This window comes from Pseudomonas siliginis (assembly GCF_024072275.1).
Classification (GTDB): Bacteria; Pseudomonadota; Gammaproteobacteria; order Pseudomonadales; family Pseudomonadaceae; genus Aquipseudomonas; species Aquipseudomonas siliginis.
In genome coordinates, this window is the sequence record NZ_CP099598.1 from 2136056 (window position 1) to 2157188 (window position 21133).

General features: G+C 60.6%; 16 protein-coding genes and 1 tRNA gene. 12 read left to right on the forward strand and 5 right to left on the reverse strand.

The window, feature by feature from the left end; all coding sequences use genetic code 11:
• Positions 1 to 1971, reverse strand: a complete 1971-nt coding sequence (locus NF676_RS09975) for a MacB family efflux pump subunit (RefSeq protein WP_252887638.1) — start codon at positions 1969 to 1971, stop codon at positions 1 to 3.
• Positions 1972 to 3135, reverse strand: coding sequence for an efflux RND transporter periplasmic adaptor subunit (locus NF676_RS09980; protein WP_252887639.1), 1164 nt, complete (start codon positions 3133 to 3135; stop codon positions 1972 to 1974).
• Between the two features lie 280 nt (positions 3136 to 3415).
• Between NF676_RS09980 and NF676_RS09985 the strand changes: the two genes are divergently transcribed.
• From NF676_RS09985 to NF676_RS10030, 10 genes are all read left to right on the forward strand, one after another.
• Positions 3416 to 3898 carry a sigma-70 family RNA polymerase sigma factor gene (locus NF676_RS09985; RefSeq protein WP_016773904.1) on the forward strand — a complete coding sequence of 161 codons (483 nt, stop codon included), beginning with the start codon at positions 3416 to 3418 and terminating at the stop codon, positions 3896 to 3898.
• A 133-nt stretch (positions 3899 to 4031) separates the two neighbouring features.
• The gene (locus tag NF676_RS09990) at positions 4032 to 5369 is read left to right on the forward strand and encodes a lysine N(6)-hydroxylase/L-ornithine N(5)-oxygenase family protein (protein WP_076567052.1); all 1338 of its coding nucleotides are present in this window, start codon (positions 4032 to 4034) and stop codon (positions 5367 to 5369) included.
• Between the two features lie 677 nt (positions 5370 to 6046).
• Positions 6047 to 8746: a magnesium-translocating P-type ATPase gene (mgtA, locus tag NF676_RS09995; RefSeq protein WP_252887640.1), complete on the forward strand. Its 2700-nt coding sequence runs from the start codon at positions 6047 to 6049 to the stop codon at positions 8744 to 8746.
• 230 nt (positions 8747 to 8976) lie between these two features.
• Entirely contained in the window at positions 8977 to 9411 is a 435-nt protein-coding gene (locus NF676_RS10000) for an ANTAR domain-containing protein (RefSeq protein WP_041478514.1), read from the forward strand.
• 125 nt (positions 9412 to 9536) lie between these two features.
• Positions 9537 to 10169, forward strand: a complete 633-nt coding sequence (locus NF676_RS10005) for a response regulator transcription factor (RefSeq protein WP_056784337.1) — start codon at positions 9537 to 9539, stop codon at positions 10167 to 10169.
• A 10-nt stretch (positions 10170 to 10179) separates the two neighbouring features.
• Positions 10180 to 13386: a transporter substrate-binding domain-containing protein gene (locus NF676_RS10010; RefSeq protein WP_252887641.1), complete on the forward strand. Its 3207-nt coding sequence runs from the start codon at positions 10180 to 10182 to the stop codon at positions 13384 to 13386.
• Between the two features lie 158 nt (positions 13387 to 13544).
• On the forward strand, positions 13545 to 14411 hold the full coding sequence (locus NF676_RS10015; RefSeq protein ID WP_252887642.1) for a pirin family protein: 867 nt from the start codon (positions 13545 to 13547) through the stop codon (positions 14409 to 14411).
• Positions 14412 to 14741: 330 nt separating this feature from the next.
• Positions 14742 to 16184 (forward strand): mechanosensitive ion channel family protein, encoded by a 1443-nt coding sequence (locus tag NF676_RS10020; RefSeq protein WP_252887643.1) that lies wholly within the window; start codon positions 14742 to 14744, stop codon positions 16182 to 16184.
• An 83-nt stretch (positions 16185 to 16267) separates the two neighbouring features.
• Entirely contained in the window at positions 16268 to 17062 is a 795-nt protein-coding gene (gene xth / locus NF676_RS10025; RefSeq protein ID WP_252887644.1) for an exodeoxyribonuclease III, read from the forward strand.
• A gap of 100 nt (positions 17063 to 17162) precedes the next feature.
• Positions 17163 to 17996 carry an arylamine N-acetyltransferase family protein gene (locus NF676_RS10030; RefSeq protein ID WP_252887645.1) on the forward strand — a complete coding sequence of 278 codons (834 nt, stop codon included), beginning with the start codon at positions 17163 to 17165 and terminating at the stop codon, positions 17994 to 17996.
• On the opposite strand, the gene NF676_RS10035 is transcribed toward NF676_RS10030, so the two are convergent.
• The gene (locus NF676_RS10035; protein ID WP_150741429.1) at positions 17993 to 18328 is read right to left on the reverse strand and encodes a BrnA antitoxin family protein; all 336 of its coding nucleotides are present in this window, start codon (positions 18326 to 18328) and stop codon (positions 17993 to 17995) included. The two genes, NF676_RS10030 and NF676_RS10035, sit on opposite strands and share 4 nt — an antisense overlap.
• A gap of 301 nt (positions 18329 to 18629) precedes the next feature.
• Between NF676_RS10035 and NF676_RS10040 the strand changes: the two genes are divergently transcribed.
• On the forward strand, positions 18630 to 20153 hold the full coding sequence (locus NF676_RS10040; protein WP_024012376.1) for a nucleobase:cation symporter-2 family protein: 1524 nt from the start codon (positions 18630 to 18632) through the stop codon (positions 20151 to 20153).
• A 113-nt stretch (positions 20154 to 20266) separates the two neighbouring features.
• Here the strand turns inward: NF676_RS10040 and NF676_RS10045 are convergent.
• Positions 20267 to 20342 (reverse strand) — tRNA-Asn (locus tag NF676_RS10045).
• A gap of 219 nt (positions 20343 to 20561) precedes the next feature.
• Between NF676_RS10045 and NF676_RS10050 the strand changes: the two genes are divergently transcribed.
• Positions 20562 to 20792 carry a hypothetical protein gene (locus NF676_RS10050; protein ID WP_024012377.1) on the forward strand — a complete coding sequence of 77 codons (231 nt, stop codon included), beginning with the start codon at positions 20562 to 20564 and terminating at the stop codon, positions 20790 to 20792.
• On the opposite strand, the gene NF676_RS10055 is transcribed toward NF676_RS10050, so the two are convergent.
• A complete protein-coding gene (locus tag NF676_RS10055; protein WP_056784354.1) occupies positions 20789 to 20989 on the reverse strand; it encodes a hypothetical protein in 201 nt (66 codons plus the stop codon). The genes NF676_RS10050 and NF676_RS10055 overlap by 4 nt on opposite strands.
• Positions 20990 to 21133: the final 144 nt, after the last annotated feature.

A 21133-nucleotide genomic window follows, 5' to 3' on the forward strand; every position in this document is an offset into this window, starting at 1 on the left:
TCATTCACTGGTAAGGGCCGTGACCGGGTCGAGCCGGGCAGCTTTGCGGGCCGGCATAAAGCCGAAGATGACGCCGGTGACCAGCGCACAGGCAAACGCACCGATCACCGCCAGCGCTTGAAAGGCGATCGCCACGCCACTGAGCAACAACACGCCGCCGACCAGCAGCGCCAGGCCGATTCCGGCAATTCCGCCGACCACCGAGAGCATCAAGGCTTCAGTGAGAAACTGACGGAGGATGTCGCGCTGACGGGCGCCGGTGGCCATGCGAATACCGATCTCGCGGGTACGTTCGCGCACGGTCATGAGCATGATGTTCATCACGCCGATACCGCCGACCAGCAGGGAAATCGCCGCAATCGCCCCCAGCATCAGTGACAGCGTGCCTTGCGTGCGCGCTTCGGCCTGGATCATCGCGGCATTGTTGGTCAGCTCGAAATCCTTCTTGCCGTGGTGCCGACGCAACATCGCCTGTTCGATGGCCTGTTCGGCGTCCTTGACCTTGCGCGCATCCTTGGCCGCGATCACCACGTATTGCGGATTGCGGCTGCCGAACAGGCGCGTGCTCGCCGCCGAATAGGGCACGGCGATGCGGTTGTCGCTATCGGAGTCGCCGGAGCTGGCGCCTTTTTCCGCAAGCACGCCGAGGATCTGGAACGGCACGTTTTCGATGAGGATGTATTGGCCGATGGGGTCGGCGACATCCTTGAGCAACTTGTCGCGGACCTTGGTGCCGATCACCGCGACGGCGGCGGCGCTGTCCTCGTCGGCTTGGGTGAAGTAGCTGCCCTGAATCACCGGCCAGTTGAAAATCTGCGGAAAGTTGGTGTCATTGCCGCCGACGTAGCTGCTGTGGTCGGCGTTGCCAAAGCGCACCCCGGCGGTCGAGCCGTTGACCGGCATGATCCGTTCCACCTGGGGCAGGGCGGACAGTTCGGCGACGTCGTCGAGGGTGATGATGCCCTCCGGCGTACGCGGGTTCGGCGCCGAGCCGCTGAGGTAAATGATGTTGGAGCCGAACGCGCCCATTTGCGCCATGACCTGACGCTTGCTGCCTTCGCCGACGGCGAGCATGACCACCACCGAGGCCACACCAATGACGATGCCCAGCAGGGTCAGCGCGGTGCGAAAGCGGTTGATCCACATCACTCGCCAGGCCGCTTGTACAGCGTCCACCAGTTCACCTTTCCAGGCGCCGGTCTGGTTGCTGCCGCTGCTCAGGCGCTGGCGCAGGTCGACCGCTTGCAACGCGCCCGGATTGGCCGCAGGCGGCGCGCACGCGTGCTCGGCGCTGTCGCTGATGATCAGGCCGTCGCGGATTTCGATGATGCGTTTGGCCCGTTGCGCCACTTCGCGGTCGTGGGTGATAAGGATCACCACATGGCCCTGATCGGCGAGTTCGTCGAGCAGGGTCATCACTTCAGCGCCGCTGTGGCTGTCGAGGGCGCCGGTCGGCTCGTCGGCGAGGATGATGTGGCCGCCGTTCATCAGCGCACGGGCAATCGACACCCGCTGTTGCTGACCGCCGGAAAGCTGATGCGGACGGTTGCCGGTGCGAGTGCCGAGACCGAGACGTTGCAGCAGCGCGTGAGCTCGGGCATGGCGCTCGGCGGCCGGGGTGCCGGCATAGATCGCTGGCATCTCGACGTTTTCCTGCGCCGAGCCGGACGGGATCAGGTGATAGCCCTGAAAGACAAACCCGAACGCTTCGCGGCGCAGCCAGGCCAGTTCATCGCTGTCCAGCTGCGCGACATTTTCCCCGGCGAACAGATACTCGCCGCTGGTGGGGCGGTCGAGGCAGCCGAGGATGTTCATCAGCGTCGATTTGCCTGAACCGGAGGCGCCGACAATCGCAACGAATTCGCCGGCGTGGATCGACAGATCGATCCCGCGCAGCACTTCCACCCGCGGGCTGTCATCACCGCCGTAGGCTTTGCGGATCTGCCGCAGGTCGATCAGAGGCGTGTGCATTCAGCCTCCATGACCAGCGGCCGGCGCGCTGAGAACATGCTCGCCCTCGGCCAGACCTTCCAGCACCTGGGTGCGCAGGCGATCGTTGATGCCGGTGCGCACTTCCCGCGTTTGAATATCACCGTTGGCAGCGACGATCTGCGCCCGCTGCCACTGCGGACGCGAGCCCGGTTGCAGGGCAGCAGTCGGCACGGTCAGGGTGTCTTGCGCCTGTTCGGCGACGAAGAACACCTGGGCGGTCATGTCGGTCATCAGGCTGTGATCGGCGTTGTCGACGTCGAGCAGCACGGTATAAAGAACCACGCGTTCGCTGCCGCTGCGACCACTGGTAGGGCTGCCGCCCTGATTCTGTTCAAGCGGACGTGGTGGCACCGGCAGGATCTGCCGCACCGTGCTGCTCCAGCGCCGAGTGCCACCGCTGAGGGTGATGAAGTAAGCGGTCATGCCCGGTTTGACGTGGCCAATGTCGGCCTCCGAAACTTCGGCCCATACCGTCATCGGCGACAGTCGGGCGATGCGCAGGATCAGCGGGGTCTGTTGCTGCGCGTTGAGGGTCTGGCCTTCGCGCGCACCGACGGCGACCACGGTGCCGCTCATCGGCGCGTAGATGCGCGTGTAACCGAGCTCCGCTTCGTCGCTGCGCAGGCTGGCCTGGGCTTGGCGGATCTGCGCCTGGAACATGTCGATGCGCGCCTGGGTTGCGCGAACCTCGGCGCGCGCGGTCTGCACGTCTTCCTCGCGGGTGGCGCCACCGGCGGCGAGTTTCTGCTGGCGCTGGTATTTCTGCTGCGCCAGATCGTGCTGGGCGCGTTGCTCCTGCAGCTGCGCCTTGAGGTTTTCGATGGAAAAGCGCCCGGCATCGAGCTTGGCTTTCTGTGTCGACGGGTCGATTTCCACCAGCAACTGGCCTTCCTTGACCGTATCGCCAGCCTCGACGTGAATCTTCTGAATCTGCCCCGAAGCCTGTGCGCCGACATCCACGTAGCGGCGCGGCTGCAAGGTGCCGAGCGCCGTCACGCTGTTTTCGATATCGCCCCGGCTGACCTGCACAGTGGCAACGGCGTCGCGACCGGGTGGCAAAACCTGCCAGGCAGCAACGGCGATCACGGGAATCAGACAGAGGGCGGCAAACAGCGCGCGACGGGCGGGGCGGGGACGATTCATGCAGGGTTCCGGCCAGTGGTTGCGGCCCGTCGCAAGGCACGACAGACACAGGGGCTGTCCTGTAAACGAGGCATGGGCGACGGAATTTAGCCGCAGACACATCGAGTTACCGCACGCCGGGCGACGACTATTTGTCCGGGATATGGAATCAACTCTTTAAATCTATATGAGAATTACTATAAATTACGCACCTCAAGTTGCCACTATCTTGCTACTGCGTGATCCGCAGGTCTGATCAGTGCGCTCAAGGACAGAAACGGCATCGATGCGGTCGGGAGTCATGTTGGAAAACTACTATCGTGAGCTGGTGTGTTTCCTCAACGCCAGACTGGGCAACCGTCAGGTCGCCGAGGATGTGGTGCATGACGCCTATGTACGCGTGCTGGAGCGCTCCAGCGAGGTGCCGATCGAACAACCCCGGGCCTTCCTTTATCGCACCGCGTTGAACCTGGTCATCGACGATCACCGCCGTAACGCGCTGCGTCAGGTCGAATCGCTGGACGTGCTCGACAACGAAGAGCGCTATTTCACCCCGTCCCCCCACGGCACCCTCGATCACGGCCAGCGTCTGGAAATGCTCCAGCGCGCACTGGCCGAGCTGCCGCCGCTGTGCCGCGACAGTTTTCTGCTGCGCAAGATCGAAGGAATGTCCCATCCGGAAATCGCCCAGACCCTCGGCATCTCCCGGGCGCTGGTGGAAAAACACATCGTCAACGCCATGAAACATTGCCGCCTGCGCATCCAGCAATGGGATGGCCAGTGATCCGCGCCGGTTAAATTTCCTTTCATCGTCCTCGTTCCTACTCAACAGACGACCTGCTGACCTGATTCAGGCCGGTCAGGCCACCCAGGCTTTATTTCCCCGCGTTGAGGGGTTCATCCAGAGGACACTGGAAATGACACAGGCAATTGCATCGCCCATCGTTCACGACCTGATCGGCGTCGGTTTCGGCCCTTCGAACCTGGCACTGGCCATCGCCCTGCAAGAGCGCGGCCGGATCCAGGGCGAACTGGATGTGCTGTTCCTCGACAAGCAGGCCACCTACAGCTGGCACGGCAATACATTGTCGACGCAGAGCGAGTTGCAGATTTCCTTCCTCAAGGACCTGGTGACCCTGCGCAATCCGACCAGCCCGTATTCTTTCGTCAATTACCTCAAGCACCACGGGCGTCTGGTCGACTTCATCAACCTCGGCACTTTTTATCCATGCCGCATGGAGTACAACGACTACCTGCGCTGGGTGGCCGGGCAGTTCACCGAGCAGAGCCGTTATGGTGAAGAAGTGCAGTTTATCGAACCGGTGTTGCACAACCAGCAGGTTGAAGCGTTGCGGGTGATTTCCCGGGGCAGCGACGGCCAGCAATTCGTGCGTACCACGCGTTCGGTGGTGGTCAGCGCTGGCGGCACGCCGCGCATTCCAGAGGCGTTCAAGGCGTTGAAGGGCGATCATCGCGTGTTCCACCATTCGCAGTATCTGTCGCAAATGGCCAGACAGCCTTGCGTGAACAATCAACCGATGAGCATCGCCATCATCGGAGGCGGACAGAGCGCGGCGGAAGCCTTTATCGATCTGAACGATTCATTCCCGTCGGTGCAGGTCGACATGATCCTGCGCGGCTCGGCCTTGAAGCCTGCGGACGACAGCCCGTTCGTCAACGAAGTGTTCTCGCCGGAATTCACTGATCTGGTGTTCCAGCAGAACAGCGTCGAGCGCGAGCGTCTGGTCAACGAGTACCACAACACCAACTATTCGGTGGTCGACATCGACCTGATCGAACGCATCTACGGCATCTTCTATCGACAGAAGGTTTCCGGGATTGCCCGCCATGCCTTCCGCACCCTGACCACCGTCGAAAGCGCCAATGCGACGGCAAATGGCATCGAACTGGCGGTGCGCAACAATGCCACTGGCGAAGTCACAGTGCGGATTTACGACGCCGTGGTGCTGGCCACCGGTTACGAGCGCCAGATGCACCGCAAGTTGCTCGCGCCGCTGGAGGAATATCTCGGCGAATTCGAAGTCGATCGCAACTACAAACTGATCACCGACGAGCGCTGCAAGGCCGGCATATATATGCAGGGCTTCTGCCAGGCCAGCCATGGCCTGAGCGATACGCTGCTGTCGGTGCTGCCGATTCGCGCCGATGAAATCGCTGGCTCGTTGTACGAGCATGGCAAGCAGCGCGGGCACAGTCGCTCGGTGGCGGAGCTGTTGTTGGCGACTGCCAGCTGAAGTATGCGGCGCCTGTCACACCGCTTTCGCGAGCAGGCTCGCTCCCACAATGGATCTGTGAACGCAGGGCAAAATGTGGGAGCGAGCCTGCTCGCGAAGGGGCCATGGATGGCCCCACATATGATCGTTCCCACGCTCTGCGTGGGAATGCAGCCCGGGACGCTCCGCGTCCCTTTCAGAAGCCGAACGCGGAGCGTCCGATGAGGCGTTCCTACGCTGAGCGTAGGAACGATCGCGGGGAAATTCTGAACCCTTCCTGAACACCCCCCCACATTCCCGGCAAACACCTCTTCCAGCCGTTTCGCTGCGGGCGTAAGCTGCGCGCGTTTTCATCAATTGCGGAGACCCACAGTGGGTACTTGTTCGAGTGACAGTTGTCGGCCGGTCTCGATCACCGGCAGATTCTCGGCAAGATAACGCGCAGCCTTTCCCTGCCGTTGTCTCGCCGTAACAGCGAGCAGCGGCATCCCGTGCACGACCCGTTCCGGATCGTGTCTCGACGTCCTTCTCATCGACGCTGAACCAAGCGTGCTGACGACCTCAGTCGTCATCGCAGCCTATCGACACGCCTGTCATTCCCGACGGGCGCGCTACGCCTTGCCGTGCCGGTTGTCCCGGTGCCAGGGCGCGGCGGTACCTGCTCGACGGTTTCCCGGCTGACCACAGGGGACACAGCCATGAAACTTACACTCAAGGAATTTTTCGCAGGCTTTCTGCGCAGCCGTCACATCGCCCGGCACTTCCGTCGCCTCGCGTTGCTGGATTCGATCAACGACACCAGGGTCAGCCGTGAAGTGCCGCCGACGCTGGCCAGTACGCTGGTTGCTGCCGCCCATGCCGACAGCGCCGCGTTGCTGTCGTCGTTGGGCACGCACGGCGAGGGGCTCACCGAGGTCGAAGCCGATGCACTGCGTGCGCAACACGGCCTCAACGAAGTCGAACACGAGCAGCCGCTGCCGTGGTGGACCCATCTGTGGCACTGCTACAAAAATCCATTCAACCTGCTGCTGACCTTGCTCGCGGTGATCTCCTGGCTGACCGAAGACCTCAAGGCGGCCGTGGTGATTTTCTCCATGGTGGTGCTGTCGACACTGCTGCGCTTCTGGCAGGAGAGCAAATCCAATCAGGCCGCCGATGCGCTCAAAGCCATGGTCAGCAACACCGCCACGGTGCTGCGCCGCGATGGCCCACGCCGGGAGCTGCCGATCAAGCAACTGGTACCCGGCGATCTGATCGTGCTCTCGGCCGGCGACATGATTCCCGCCGATTGCCGCGTGCTCAGCGCCAAGGACCTGTTCGTCAGCCAGGCAGCGATGACCGGTGAATCGATGCCGGTGGAGAAATTCACCCGGCAGACCGATCGCGACACGCGTAACCCGCTGGAGCTGGACAACATTCTGTTCATGGGCACCAACGTTGTCTCCGGCAGCGCGATTGCGCTGATTCTCACCACCGGCAACAGCACCTATTTCGGTGCGTTGGCGCAACGGGTCGGCGCGACGGACCGGGCGGTGACCTCGTTTCAGCAGGGGGTCAACAAGGTCAGCTGGCTGCTGATCCGCTTCATGTTCGTCATGGCCCCGCTGGTGCTGTTCATCAACGGTTTCACCAAGGGCGACTGGAGCGAAGCGCTGCTCTTCGCGCTGTCGATTGCCGTCGGCCTGACTCCGGAAATGCTGCCGATGATCGTCACCTCGACCCTGGCCAAAGGGGCCGTGTTCCTGTCGCGCAAAAAAGTCATCGTCAAACGCCTCGACGCGATCCAGAACTTCGGCGCCATGGACGTGCTGTGTACCGACAAGACCGGCACCCTGACTCAGGACAAGATCTTTCTGGCGCGTAATGTCGATGTCTGGGGTGAGGATTCTGACGCTGTGCTGGAACTGGCCTACCTCAACAGCTACTACCAGACCGGCCTGAAAAACCTGCTGGATGTGGCGGTGCTGGAACACGTGGAAATCCATCGCGAATTGAAAGTCGGCAGTGCCTTTCGCAAGGTCGATGAAATCCCGTTTGATTTCAATCGCCGGCGCATGTCGGTGGTCGTGGAGGGCCGCGCTCAGCCCCACCAATTGATCTGCAAAGGCGCGGTGGAAGAAGTGCTGGCGGTGTGCAGCCGGGTGCGTCACGGCGAAGTTGATGAGGCTTTGAGCGATGAATTGCTGGCACGGATTCGCCAGGTCACCGGCGCTTTCAATGCCGAAGGTCTGCGCGTGGTGGCGGTCGCGGCTCGCTCAATGCCAGCAGGCCGCGAGATTTACAGCCTGGCCGATGAGCAGGAACTGACGCTGATCGGTTACGTGGCGTTCCTCGATCCGCCGAAGGAAAGCACCGCGCCAGCGCTCAAGGCCTTGGCCGAGCATGGCGTGGCGGTGAAGGTGTTGACCGGTGACAACGAACTGGTCACAGCAAAGATCTGCCGCGAGGTCGGCCTCGCGCAACAGGGTTTGCTGCTGGGCAATGACATTGAGCGCATGAGCGACAGCGAACTGGCCGTAACGGTCGAGACGACCAACGTCTTCGCCAGACTCACGCCGTCGCACAAAGAGCGCATCGTCCGTGTGCTCAAGGGCAACGGCCATGTGGTCGGGTTCATGGGCGACGGTATCAACGACGCGCCGGCGCTGCGCAGCGCCGACATCGGCATTTCCGTGGACAGCGCGGTGGACATCGCCAAGGAGGCGGCGGACATCATCCTGTTGGAAAAAAGCCTCATGGTGCTGGAGGAGGGCGTGCTCGAAGGGCGGCGTACCTTCGCCAACATGCTCAAGTACATCAAGATGACTGCCAGCTCCAACTTCGGCAATGTGTTCTCGGTGCTGGTGGCCAGTGCATTCATCCCGTTCCTGCCGATGCTGCCGATGCACCTGCTGGTGCAAAACCTGCTGTACGACATTTCGCAGATTGCCATTCCGTTCGATAACGTCGACGACGAGATGCTGAAACAGCCGCAGCGCTGGCAGCCGGCTGACGTCGGGCGCTTCATGCTGTTCTTTGGCCCGATCAGCTCGATCTTCGACATCACCACCTTCGCCTTGATGTGGTACGTGTTCGACGCCAATACCCCGGATCACCAGACGCTGTTCCAGTCCGGCTGGTTCGTGGTCGGGTTGCTGACCCAGACGCTGATCGTGCACATGATCCGTACGCCGAAGATTCCGTTCCTGCAAAGCCGTGCAGCCATGCCGCTGATGGTGATGACGGCGATTATCATGGCAGTCGGCATCTTCCTGCCCATGGGCCCGCTGGCGCATTACTTCAAGTTGCAGGCATTGCCGTCGCTGTATTTCGCGTTTCTGCCAATGATTCTGCTCGCGTACATGGCTTTGACCCAAGCGGTGAAAGGCTTCTACATCCGTCGATTCGGCTGGCAATAGCAGCCATGGAATGCTCTCCCCTGTGGGAGTGAGCCTGCTCGCGAAGGCGCCGTGTCAGTCAATAAATTTCTGACAGGTGTACCGCCTTCGCGAGCAGGCTCGCTCCCACAGGGGATATTGGTGCGTCGGGGCCGCCGGATGAATGAGCGGATTTTTAGGAAAAGTCCTACAGAGCTATCCCCGACGCTTGCGTAGTCTTGCCCTCCCCAAACCTCACCGGGAGAATGACCATGAGCAACAAAGCGTTGCGCATCCTGATCGCCGACCCGCAGCATTTTCATCGCATGAAAATCGAGCGCCTGTTCAACTCGCTCGGCTACTACCGCGTCGCCCCGGTGCAGAATCTCGGCGAACTGTTGACGCTGGTCGACTACGGCTGCGAGCCGTTCGATGTATTGGTGATCAATGCCGAGCTGGCGGCAGGCTCCCTCGATCTGTCGGGCTTTCTGCTCGATCACCCACAGGTTCGCCACGCTCTGATCTACAACGAACCGTCGGCGCCCTTGCTGGCGGTTGCGGGGTTTGCTCAGGAAAACGCGCAGATCAGCCCGACGCCATTGCCCAATTCACAGCTCATCGGGCAGGTGATGGCGAGAGTCGAAGCTTGCGACGAACGCCAGGCACCGCCCGACTCTCACGCGTCGTTGCGCCATGCCAATGCATAAAAAACCACTCTGCACAACTGTCAGACCTGACAGGTGATTCTCTTGCTCATCCATGTAACAGTGCCGGCGCGGCCACCGACTCCGGGACAGACTGTTGCGGTGTCTTCGATTTTGCAGGAGTACCAATGAAGTCAGCGCTGATCGTCGATGATCACCCAGTCGTGCGCGCGGCCATTCGAATTGTCCTGCAGGCTCAAGGCTTCACGCAGATTCATGAAGCGTCCAATGGCAATGAAGTCGTGCCGTTGATTTGCGCGCATGATCCACACCTGGTCGTGCTCGATCTCGGCTTGGGGTCCATGGACGGGCTGGAAGTGCTGACGCGAATCCAGATCAAAGCGCCGACGGCACGCTGCCGGATCCTGGTGTTCAGCATGCATGAGCCCACGCATTACCAGGAGCGCTGTTTGCGCGCGGGCGCGCGGGGTTACGTGACCAAGAGCAATCATCTGACGCTGCTGCACGACGCTATCAAGGCGCTGATGTCCGGCCACACCTATTTCTCCGCGTTGCCCAATACCAGCGGTCTGTACAACGCGGTGCAACGCACTGAACAGGAGCTGATCGCTCAGCTGTCCGATCGAGAGTTATGCATTTTCGTGAACCTGGCGTTGGGCAAACCAAACAAAGCCATCGCCCAGGAGATGCACCTGAGTCACAAGACCGTCAGCACCTACAAGACCCGCATGATGGCGAAACTTGGCCTGGGTTCGCTGGTGCTTCTGCGTGAGTTCGCCAAGCGCAATCACTTGATCTGAGTACCTCGACATGACGCAGGGACTGCGGGTTTTAGGGATTTGGCTGGGGCTTGCCACCTTGGTCTGGGCGAATGATCAGCCGCAGACACTGGAGGTGCTGGCCCGCCTCGAACCTGGGGGTATCCAGGTCCGCCTCGATGATCGGGAGCGCCAGTGGCTGCGTGAGCATCCAGTCTTGCGCATGGGCATCTCCGGCCCGGATTACCCGCCCTTCGAAATCACCCGCCAACAGCATGAGCTGGAAGGGCTGACCGCCGATTACGCCGATCTGCTGGCGCAACTGCTCGGCATCAGGATCGAAGTGCGGCGTTTCGCCGATCGGCCGGCACTGATGGCCGCACTCAAGCGCGCCGACGTTGATCTTTTGGGCACCTCGAACAGTTTCGAAGCGGCGGATCCGGCCTTTGTTCTGTCGCGGCCGTATGCTGAAGATCAGCCTATGCTGGTCACGCGTCACGACGAGAAGCTGACCGCCGACCTGACGGCCAAACGCATCGCCATGGTCGAGGATTACCTGCCACTGGCCCATGTTCAGGCGTTCTACCCCGGCGCCCACGTGCAGCTTTATGCTTCGGCCATGGATGCACTCGGCGCGGTCGCCTTCGGTGCCGACGACGTGTACCTGGGCGACTTCATCAGCGCCAATTATCTGATCAACACCAACTATCGCAACGACCTGCAATTGGCCGGGCCGTCGGGGCTTGATGCCAATCCGTTCGCCTTTGCGTTATTGCGCAGCGATGTGGTGCTCAAACGCATCGTCGACAAGGCCTTGCTGGCGGTACCCATGGAGCGTCGGCATCTGATCGAACAGCGCTGGAGTGTCGGCCTTGCCGAGATGGCCGAGCAGTCGCGGGTACAGCTCAGCGCCGCTGAACAGCAGTGGCTTGATCAGCACCCGGTGGTGCGAGTGGGCGCGGTCGAAGACTTCGCGCCGTTGGCGTTTTTCGATGCCGAGGGACGCTTCAACGGCCTGGCAGCGCAGTTGTTGAGCCTCATCGCCCAGCGCAGCGGGCTGAATTTCGAGATCGTGCGTGGCACCTCGTTGAACGATCAGTTCGAGCAGCTCCAGGCGGGTGAACTTGATGTCCTGCCGGTAGTGACGCCGAGCACCGAGCGGGAAGCGCAGCTGCAATTCACCCGCGCCTATCTGAACAATCCGTTCGTGCTGGTCAGTGCGGCGAACGGCCAACATCCATTGCCACTCGACGACCTGGCGGGCAAACGCCTGGCCATCTATCGCGGCCACCCGTTGCGCGAATACCTGCTGCAACGCGTGCCCGGACTACGTCTGGTCGAAGTGAAAAGCCCCGCCGAAGGCATGGCGCTGATTGCCCGAGGACAGGTCGACGTAACGGTGAGCTCGTTGCTGGTGGCGCGTTTTCTGATTGCCCGGCAGTACCGCGATCGCCTGCGAATTACCGGCACCGTTGGCGATCAGCCGGCGCGCATCGCATTGGCCACGGCGCCGCAATCGGCATTGCTGCACTCGATCCTGAACAAGGCGTTACTGAGCATTGCGCCGCAGCAAATGGATGAACTGGTGGAGCGCTGGAGCCACGATGTAGTGGTCGAGAACAGCTACTGGCTGCGCCACCGTCAGGAGATTCTGCTTGGTTTCGCCAGCGCAGCTGCCTTGCTTCTGTTGGCACTGCTGTGGATTGGCTGGCAGCGCCGGCAGATCCACCAGCGTCAGCAATGGTTGCTGCAACTGCAACAGGCCAAGGACGCGGCGGACGAAGCCAGTCGGGCCAAGAGCACTTTTCTGGCGACCATGAGCCACGAGATCCGCACGCCGATGAACGCCCTGATCGGCATGCTCGAACTGGCCCTCAAGCGCGCAGAGGAGGGCGTGACCGATCGACTCGCAATTCAGGTGGCGTCGAATGCCGGCCAGCAATTATTGGCGTTGATTGGCGACATTCTCGATATCGCTCGTATCGAATCGGGGCATTTGTCCCTCGCGCCCGAGCGGGCCAACCTGCGGGAGACGGTGTCGTCGGTATGTCGGGTGTTCGAAGGGCTGGCGCGGCAGAAACGGCTCTTGTGGCGCATCGAACTTGATCCGCGCGCCGACGTGGATGTGCTGGTCGATCCGACGCGCTTCAAACAAGTGCTGTCCAACCTGTTGAGCAATGCGATCAAATTCACCCAGTCAGGTGACGTCAGCCTGCGACTGCAGATCGTTGCGATATCGCACGAGCAAGTGAGTGTGCAAGTGCTGATCGAAGACAGCGGCATCGGTATAAGTGCTGAAGATCAAAAGCGCCTGTTCAGCCCGTTCGTTCAAGCGAGCAATAGCCTTCAAGCGGCGCGCAGCGGTTCCGGCCTGGGGTTGGTGATCAGCCGTAACCTCTGCGAAATGATGGGCGGCACGCTGGGTCTCGATAGTGATCTCGGGCAAGGCACGCGAGTAAAAATCAATATCCAGTTGCCGCTGCTGACGTCGGTGACGACCACACTGGCAACGCCCGAGGCGGCGGCCGCGACCTGTGTATTAAGCGTGTTGGTAGTCGACGATCACCCGGTCAATCGCTTGCTGATGTGCTGGCAACTGAGTGAATTGGGGCATCGCACGGTAGACGTGGGCGACGGAGAACAGGGGCTGGACCGCTGGCGAACCCAGGCCTTCGATGTGGTGATCACCGACTGCAACATGCCGCGACGCAATGGCTATGAACTGGCACAGGCGATTCGCAACGAAGAAGCCGCCAGCGGCCGCAGGCCCTGTCTGATCCTCGGTTTTACGGCCAACGCGCAAATCGAAGAGCGCCTGCGTTGTCTGGATGCCGGTATGGACGGCTGCCTGTTCAAACCGATTCGCTTGCACGATCTGGCTGAAGCCATGAACGGCGCCCGCCGTTGCGAGCTTCACGAAGATGAACCGCCTGGCGCCGAGTCGGTCGAGATTGACCTGAGTGCCCTGGAGCAGATGGCCGGGACCGATCACTCGTTGATCGAGCATTTGCGCAACGAAGTCGGCAACAGCCTGCGTGATGATCTCCAGGCTCTGGATCATATCCACGTCGGCGACCGCAACGGCCTGCTTGAGCTGGCCCATCGCATCAGGGGCGGCGCGCAAATGGTCGGCGCTGCGCGGGTTGTTGCGGCGTGTGCAGATCTGGACACGGCGTGCCGAGACGGTGATAACGCGTTTATCGAGCGTGCCATCGGCAAGCTGCGCGACGCCATGCACGGCCTCGCGCGCTGTCTCTGAGCCAACGCAGTCTCCTGTGGGAGCGAGCCTGCTCGCGAAATGCGCGCTGCTGACCCAATTGTTCTGCACATGGAACACTCAAGCCGGTTTTCACCGTCTAGTCGAATATTCGATATGCCTTTAGGCTTAATCCAATGCATTTACACATTGGAGACCCCATGAAAAACATCATCGGCATTTACACCAGCCCGCGCGGCCATTGGGTCGGCGATGGTTTCCCGGTGCGCACACTTTTCTCTTACGACAACCTGGGCAAGCACATCAGCCCGTTTTTGCTGCTCGATCACGCCGGTCCCGCCGAATTCACCCCGACCACCGAACAGCGTGGCGTCGGCCAGCACCCGCACCGTGGTTTCGAAACCGTGACCATCGTTTACGACGGCGAAGTGCAACACCGCGACTCCACCGGCAGCGGCGGCACCATCGGCCCGGGTGATGTGCAGTGGATGACCGCAGCGTCCGGCATCCTCCATGAAGAGTTTCATTCGGAGAATTTCGCCAGAACCGGCGGCAAGCTGGAAATGGTCCAGCTGTGGGTCAACCTGCCGGCCAAGGACAAAATGGCCGCGCCGGGTTACCAGACCATTCTCGACCGCGACATTCCCAGCATCGCGCTCAAGGACAACGCCGGCAGCCTGCGACTGATCGCCGGTGAATTCGACGGGCACACCGGACCTTCGCGCACCTTCACGCCGATCGACGTCTGGGATCTGCGCCTCAATGCCGGCAAGTTGCTGACGCTTGATCTGCACGAAGGACGCAATACCGCACTGGTGGTGCTGAAAGGTTCGGTGCAGGTCAACGGTGCGGAATCGGTAGGGGGCGGGCAGTTGGCGCTGTTCGAACGCGACGGTGATCGACTCACTCTCCAGGCCAGCGAAGACGCGGTGGTATTGCTGCTCAGCGGCGAGCCGATCGACGAACCGATCGTCGGCCATGGCCCGTTTGTGATGAACACCGAGCAGGAAATTCATCAGGCCTTCGCCGACTTCCAGTCCGGGCGTTTTGGCCGGATGCACGCCTGACCCCGAGCTTTACTGGCAACTGAAACTCCCCTGTGGGAGCGAGCCTGCTCGCGAATGCTCTGATTCAGTCGAAGAGGTAGTGACTGACAGGACGCCTTCGCGAGCAGGCTCGCTCCCACAGGTTTTTCAGCGTCTGATCGTTCCCACACTCTGCGTGGGAATGCAGCCGGGGACGCTCCGCGTCCCACAGCCTCAAGATCGCAGCCTTCGTCAGCTCCTACAGGGTTTCGCAGTGTTTTCAAGCGGCGGTTCATCCGCCGAAATCAATTGCTCCTACACTGTGCCAATCTGTGCGATCTTCTCGCGATTGGCCTTTGTCGGAGTTGTTTGATGCTGTCTCTGCTGACCGAACACCCTTTGTTTAGCGCGTTGATCCTGATCCTGCTCGATCTTGGCCTGTGGCGGCTGATCAGCTCTCGCGGCAGCGGATGGAAGCTGTTGGTGCGGGTACTGATTTTCGCCCTGTTCAGCATTGTGCTGTTCAACGAAGGCCTCAACCCGATGGAGCCGGCGCCGTGGGCCGACAACGTGCCGCTGCATCTGGCGGCGACCGGGTTGCAGATCGGCTGGTGGCTGTTTGGTGCGCGGACCCTGACGGTGCTGATCGGCGCGGTGATGATGCAGCGGGTCGGCCACACCGGCCGGCTGTTGCAGGACTTGCTCGGCGCGGTGATTTTCCTCATCGCGATCATTGCGGCGCTGGCGTACGTGCTCGATCTGCCGGTCAAAGGCGTGCTGGCGACGTCCGGCGCGTTGGCGATCATCGTCGGTCTGGCCTTGCAGAGCACGTTGAGCGACGTGTTCTCCGGCATCGTCCTCAACACCACCAAGCCCTATCAACTCGATGACTGGATCTCCATCGACGGCACCGAGGGCCGCGTCACCGACATCGACTGGCGCGCCACGCGTCTGCAAACCAGCCAGGGCAGCATGGCCGTGATACCCAACTCGCTGGCGGCGAAAGCCAAAATCATCAACTTCAGCCGACCGAGCAATATGTTCGGCGTTTCCGTCAGCGTGCCTGTCAGCCCCCATGCCCGGCCCAGCTCAGTGATCGAGGCGCTGGAGCGGGCAATGCAGGGTTGCCGGCAATTGCTCGACACGCCGGCGCCGAGCGTATCGTTGAAGAGTTCTGCCAGCGGCGGCGCGGAATACGAAATCAGTGGATTTGTCGCCTCGATGGGCGAGAAGCGCGTGGTGCGCAATCAGTTGTTCGACCTCGCTTACCGGCATTTGCAGGCCTCCGGGGTCAATCTGCTGTCGAGCAACGAGACCAGCGCCGCGCCGCAGTTGTCGCGGCCACGGGCGCTGCTGGAAAGCTCACCGATCTTCTCGACCCTACGCGAGGAAGAAAAAGACACCTTCAGCCAGAACATGACCCTGCAAACCTTCCGCGCCGGCGAAACGATTCTGGCGGGCGGGGAGGTCAGCGATCATTTGTTCATCATTGAATCCGGCGTGGTTTCGGTGACGCTCAAGCGCCATGGTGCACCCCTGGAATCCGGGCGCATGGGGCCGGGCGAGGTGATCGGCGAGGCCGGGATTCTTTCCGACACCGCGTTGCCGGCGGATTTTTCCGCGAAGACTTTCTGCGCCCTGTATCGCATCGAGAAGTCCTACCTGAAACCGTGCCTGGACGCGCGCCATGACATCCATGATGCGATGCAGGCGTTGCTCGATTTTCGTCTGCACAAGGCGCAGTCGCTGACCGAGGACGCGCCCGTGGTCGCGCCGAAAAGAGGCTTCCTGCAATGGCTGCGTAATCGCGTCTGAGCTGTCGCATTGTCATTCGATGCAACCTGCGCGGCGTTCTCAGGGTCACAATTTGCAATCCCACCGGGCAGGAGTTGCAGACGATGAAAAACCTGCGGATCGCCACCTTCAACGTCAACGGCATGCGCGCGCGGCTGCCGAATCTGCTGGAGTGGCTCAAGCGCGAGCAGCCGGACATCGCCTGCCTGCAAGAGCTCAAGTCAGTCGACAGCGCGTTTCCCGCCGCCGAACTGGAGGCCGCCGGTTACGGCGCGATCTGGCAGGGCCAGGCGTCATGGAATGGCGTGGCGATTCTGGCGCGTGATGCGCAGCCGCTGGAGAGTCGACGCGGTTTGCCCGGCGATCCCGATGACACGCACAGCCGCTATATCGAAGCGGCGGTGCACGGTGTGCTGGTCGGTTGCCTGTATCTGCCCAACGGCAACCCGCAGCCGGGGCCGAAATTCGATTACAAACTGGCCTGGTTCGAGCGTCTGATCAATTACGCCAAAGACCTGCAAGGCAGCGATCACCCGGTGGTGCTCGCCGGTGACTTCAATGTCGTGCCCACCGACATGGACATCTACAACACGCGATCCTGGCTCAAGGATGCTTTGTTGCAACCCGAAAGCCGCGAGTGCTATCAGCGCCTGCTGGGCCAGGGCTGGACCGATTCCCTGCGCCACGTGTATCCCGAAGAACGCATCTACACCTTCTGGGATTATTTCCGTAACCATTGGCAAACCAACTCCGGCCTGCGCATCGACCACCTGCTGCTCAACCCGGCATTGAGCCCGTATCTGCACGATGCCGGCGTCGACGCCTGGGTGCGCAACGAACCGCACGCCAGCGACCATGCACCGACATGGATTCGCATCGCTTCGCGGAAAAAGCGCTGAGCGGGCGATTGGCGAAATCAATTGTCGGAAGCCGTGCTTGATCCCGTATACAGGGCAACATCCACGCAGTGTTCTGCGGCCCATGCATAAGGATCGAGCAATGAGTGCGCTACGGCTGAGCAATACCAATCTGTATCTGCAATGTTTGGGTTTCGATGCGCCGCCGCCACCGACACTGGATACGTTGCGTCAGTTGCAACTGCGCCATACCGCCGAATTTGTTTTCGAAAATCTGGCTACGATCATGGGTGAACCGGTGTCGATCGACCTGGACTCCATCGAAAGCAAGGTGCTGCAGCAAGGGCGGGGCGGCTACTGCTACGAACTCAACCATTTGTTTTATGCGCTGCTGCTTGAATTGGGCTTCGACGCGCGGGCGATCAGCGGGCGCGTGGTGATGAATCAACCGGAAGGCAGCTGGACGGCGCGCACCCATCGTTTGAGTCTGGTGACCATCGACACAGTGCGTTACATCACCGACGTCGGCTTTGGCGGCATGGTGCCCACCGCGCCGCTTTTGCTCGACAGCGAACATGAACAACCCACCCCACACGAACCCTATTGCATCGACAAGCAAACCGATGGCTACCTGCTGCGCGCCAAGGTCGCAGGTGAATGGCGGCCGATGTACCTGTTCGATTTGCAACGCCAGGAAGACATCGATTACACCGTCGGCAACTGGTACGTCTCGACGCATCCCGAGTCACCTTTTGCCCAGCGCCTGATGCTGGCGCGCACCGGTGCTGGTTGGCGCAAAACCCTGAACAACGGCAGTTTTGCCATTCATCACATGGGCGCGGACAGTGAGCGGCGCGAAGTCGCGGACGTCGACGAGCTGATGAAATTGCTGCGGCGTGAGTTTGATCTTCAAGTGCCTGATTCACCGCGTGTGCGGCAAGCGCTGGCTCGGGTCATCGCGCCAGCCTCCATCTAAGGCTTTACATCAGGCTCCAATACGCGACGGATTTCGCCGATTGCCGCTGACAGCTTTCTTTCGAGACTCTTGAGATCGGTGGCGGTGATGCCTTTCTTGAATTGCCCCGTCAACCCTGAATCGTCAGCGCTTTCCTGCTGGCGTGCGCCATCAAGCAGCGCATGGCGCAGGGTGTTGTTGATCACAGTCTGGTAGCCAAAGCCCTCGGTTTCTGCGGCGCTACGCGCCGCTTCGATCACCGCGTCATCAAGCATGATGGTGATGCGGGTCTTGCCCTTGTTCGGCACTACTGCGCCGCGTTTACCTGCGGAAAAGTCATATTCGTCTTTCATCGGTCAAGCCTCCTTAACTCCGGTCGTAACTGAATCTCCTCAATTTCATTATGCATACTTTATATGCATAAAAAAGAGCGCAACTACACCGTCGGTCGCCGTAGACACTTCAGCCTAGTGGGCACTGGCGCGAGCGCAACGGGGATGTGTTGCCGAATTTGTTGGGGCAAGAAGCGCAGACTAGAAGGTTGGATGGCTACCTAACCATTATGTGACTGACAAGTTGTATACAACTCTATGGACATTTGTCCTGAGTATTGAATACAGTGTGCGCATAACAAAAACCAGGGAACCTCCCACCATGAAAACGCCCCATGTTTCACACCAACGGCCCGAGGACGAAAACCTCGGGGTCGGCGCGAATATGGCTTACGGCCTGCAACATGTTCTGACCATGTACGGCGGTATCGTTGCGGTGCCACTGATCATTGGCCAGGCGGCCGGTCTGTCGCCGGCGGACATTGGTCTGTTGATTGCTGCTTCATTGTTTGCGGGGGGGCTGGCGACGTTGCTGCAAACCCTGGGTCTGCCGTTTTTTGGCTGTCAGCTGCCGCTGGTCCAGGGCGTATCGTTCTCTGGTGTGGCGACCATGGTCGCGATCGTCAGCAGTGGCGGGGAGGGCGGTTTCCAATCGGTGCTGGGCGCGGTGATTGCCGCCTCGTTGATCGGCTTGCTGATCACGCCAGTGTTTTCGCGCATCACCAAGTTCTTTCCGCCGTTGGTCACCGGCATTGTGATCACCACTATCGGCCTGACGCTGATGCCAGTGGCCGCACGCTGGGCGATGGGCGGCAACAGCCACGCGCCGGACTTCGGCAGCATGCAGAACATCGGTCTGGCGGCGGTGACGCTGGTGCTGGTGTTGCTGCTGAGCAAGGTTGGCAGCGCGACCATTTCTCGGCTGTCGATTCTGCTGGCCATGGTCATCGGCACGGTGCTGGCGGTGTTCCTCGGCATGGCGGATTTCTCCAGTGTCACCACCGGTCCCATGTTCGGCTTCCCGACACCGTTCCACTTCGGCATGCCGACCTTCCATTTCGCCGCGATCCTGTCGATGTGCATTGTGGTCATGGTGACGCTGGTGGAAACCTCGGCAGACATCCTTGCCGTGGGCGAAATCATTGACACCAAGGTAGATTCCAAACGCTTGGGCAACGGCCTGCGCGCCGACATGCTGTCGAGCATGTTTGCGCCGATCTTCGGTTCGTTTACGCAAAGTGCTTTCGCGCAAAACGTCGGCCTGGTGGCGGTGACCGGGATCAAGAGCCGATTCGTGGTGGCCACCGGCGGTCTGTTTCTCGTCGTCCTCGGGCTGCTGCCGTTCATGGGCCGGGTGATTGCCGCCGTGCCGACTTCTGTCCTCGGCGGCGCAGGGATCGTGCTGTTCGGCACCGTGGCGGCGAGTGGCATTCGCACGTTGTCGAAGGTGGACTACCGCAATAACGTCAACCTGATCATCGTCGCCACTTCGATCGGTTTCGGCATGATCCCGATCGCAGCGCCGAACTTCTACGATCACTTCCCGAGCTGGTTCGCGACGATTTTCCATTCGGGCATCAGTTCATCGGCAATCATGGCGATCCTGCTCAATCTGGCCTTCAACCACTTCACGACCGGCAACTCGGATCAACAGTCGGTGTTCGCCGCAGCCGAAGAGCGCACGCTGCGTTATCGCGATCTCGCCGCGCTGCGTGAAGGCGATTACTTCAGCGACGGCAAGCTGCATGATTGCGATGGCAAGGAAGTGCCGGTGATCGAGCCGGATGACCATGATCATGGCCACGGCGCGCCAAAGGTGCAGGTGAAAAGCAGCGAACATGTCTGACCGCTGCGTCTGAAACAGGAAAGGCCGATCTGCCCAAACAGATCGGCCTTTTGGTATTTTTAATGCGCCCACAAAAAAGCCCCTGAACCTTGCGATTCAGGGGCTTTGCTATTTGGCTCCACAACCTGGACTCGAACCAGGGACCCAGTGATTAACAGTCACTTGCTCTACCAACTGAGCTATTGCGGAATTGGTGCGTATGTTACTGATTCAAAAAGAGAAGTCAAGCATCGCCTGGCAACTTTTGCGATTCATGGGGACGGACGGCATTTTGTCAGCGATTGGCGGTTACCAGGAAGGCCTCAGAGGTCTACCATGGCAGCCCGGAAGTGGTCACACGCGCTGCCGGCCATTAGCCGCAAAGGTACGCGCCATGATTCAAATCACCCGCAACACCGAGGTGCTCGCATGAGCACCGCACAGATCAGCCTGCCCAAAGGGATCGGCCCGCACGCCGAAAAACTTTTCGATGCAATCACCGGGGCAAGTACCGCCGAAGAATTGAACCGCGCCGGCGGCAAGGCCGAAGGTTTCGTCCTCGGTCTCGAAAGCAGCAAGGCCATCAAAAGCCAGGTCGCCGAATCGCTGTATGTGATTTACGACGATGCCGCCACCCAGCGCTCGGCTGAACTGGCTTAACTGCCGAAAGTAATCGTGCCGAGCATCAGCTTGGCATAGACCGCTGTCGCCGCCAGTTGCACCAGCCACAGGGCCAGGCCACCGAGGAATACCCCGGTGGCGACTTGCAGCACCAGGCTCTTTTCACGCTTGGCCGGAGCGCGCGGGACGAAATCATCCAGGTCGTCACGGTCGGCGCGCAGGTTGTCGTTTTTCATGTGGGTTCTCTTCAAAAATCTCGGGTGTACACAAAACCGGTAGGAGCTGCGGAACGCTGCGATCTTTTGATCTTGATCTTGGAAACAAGATCAAAAGATCGCAGCCTCGTTGCACTCGTCAGCTCCTGCGCTTTGAATTGTGTG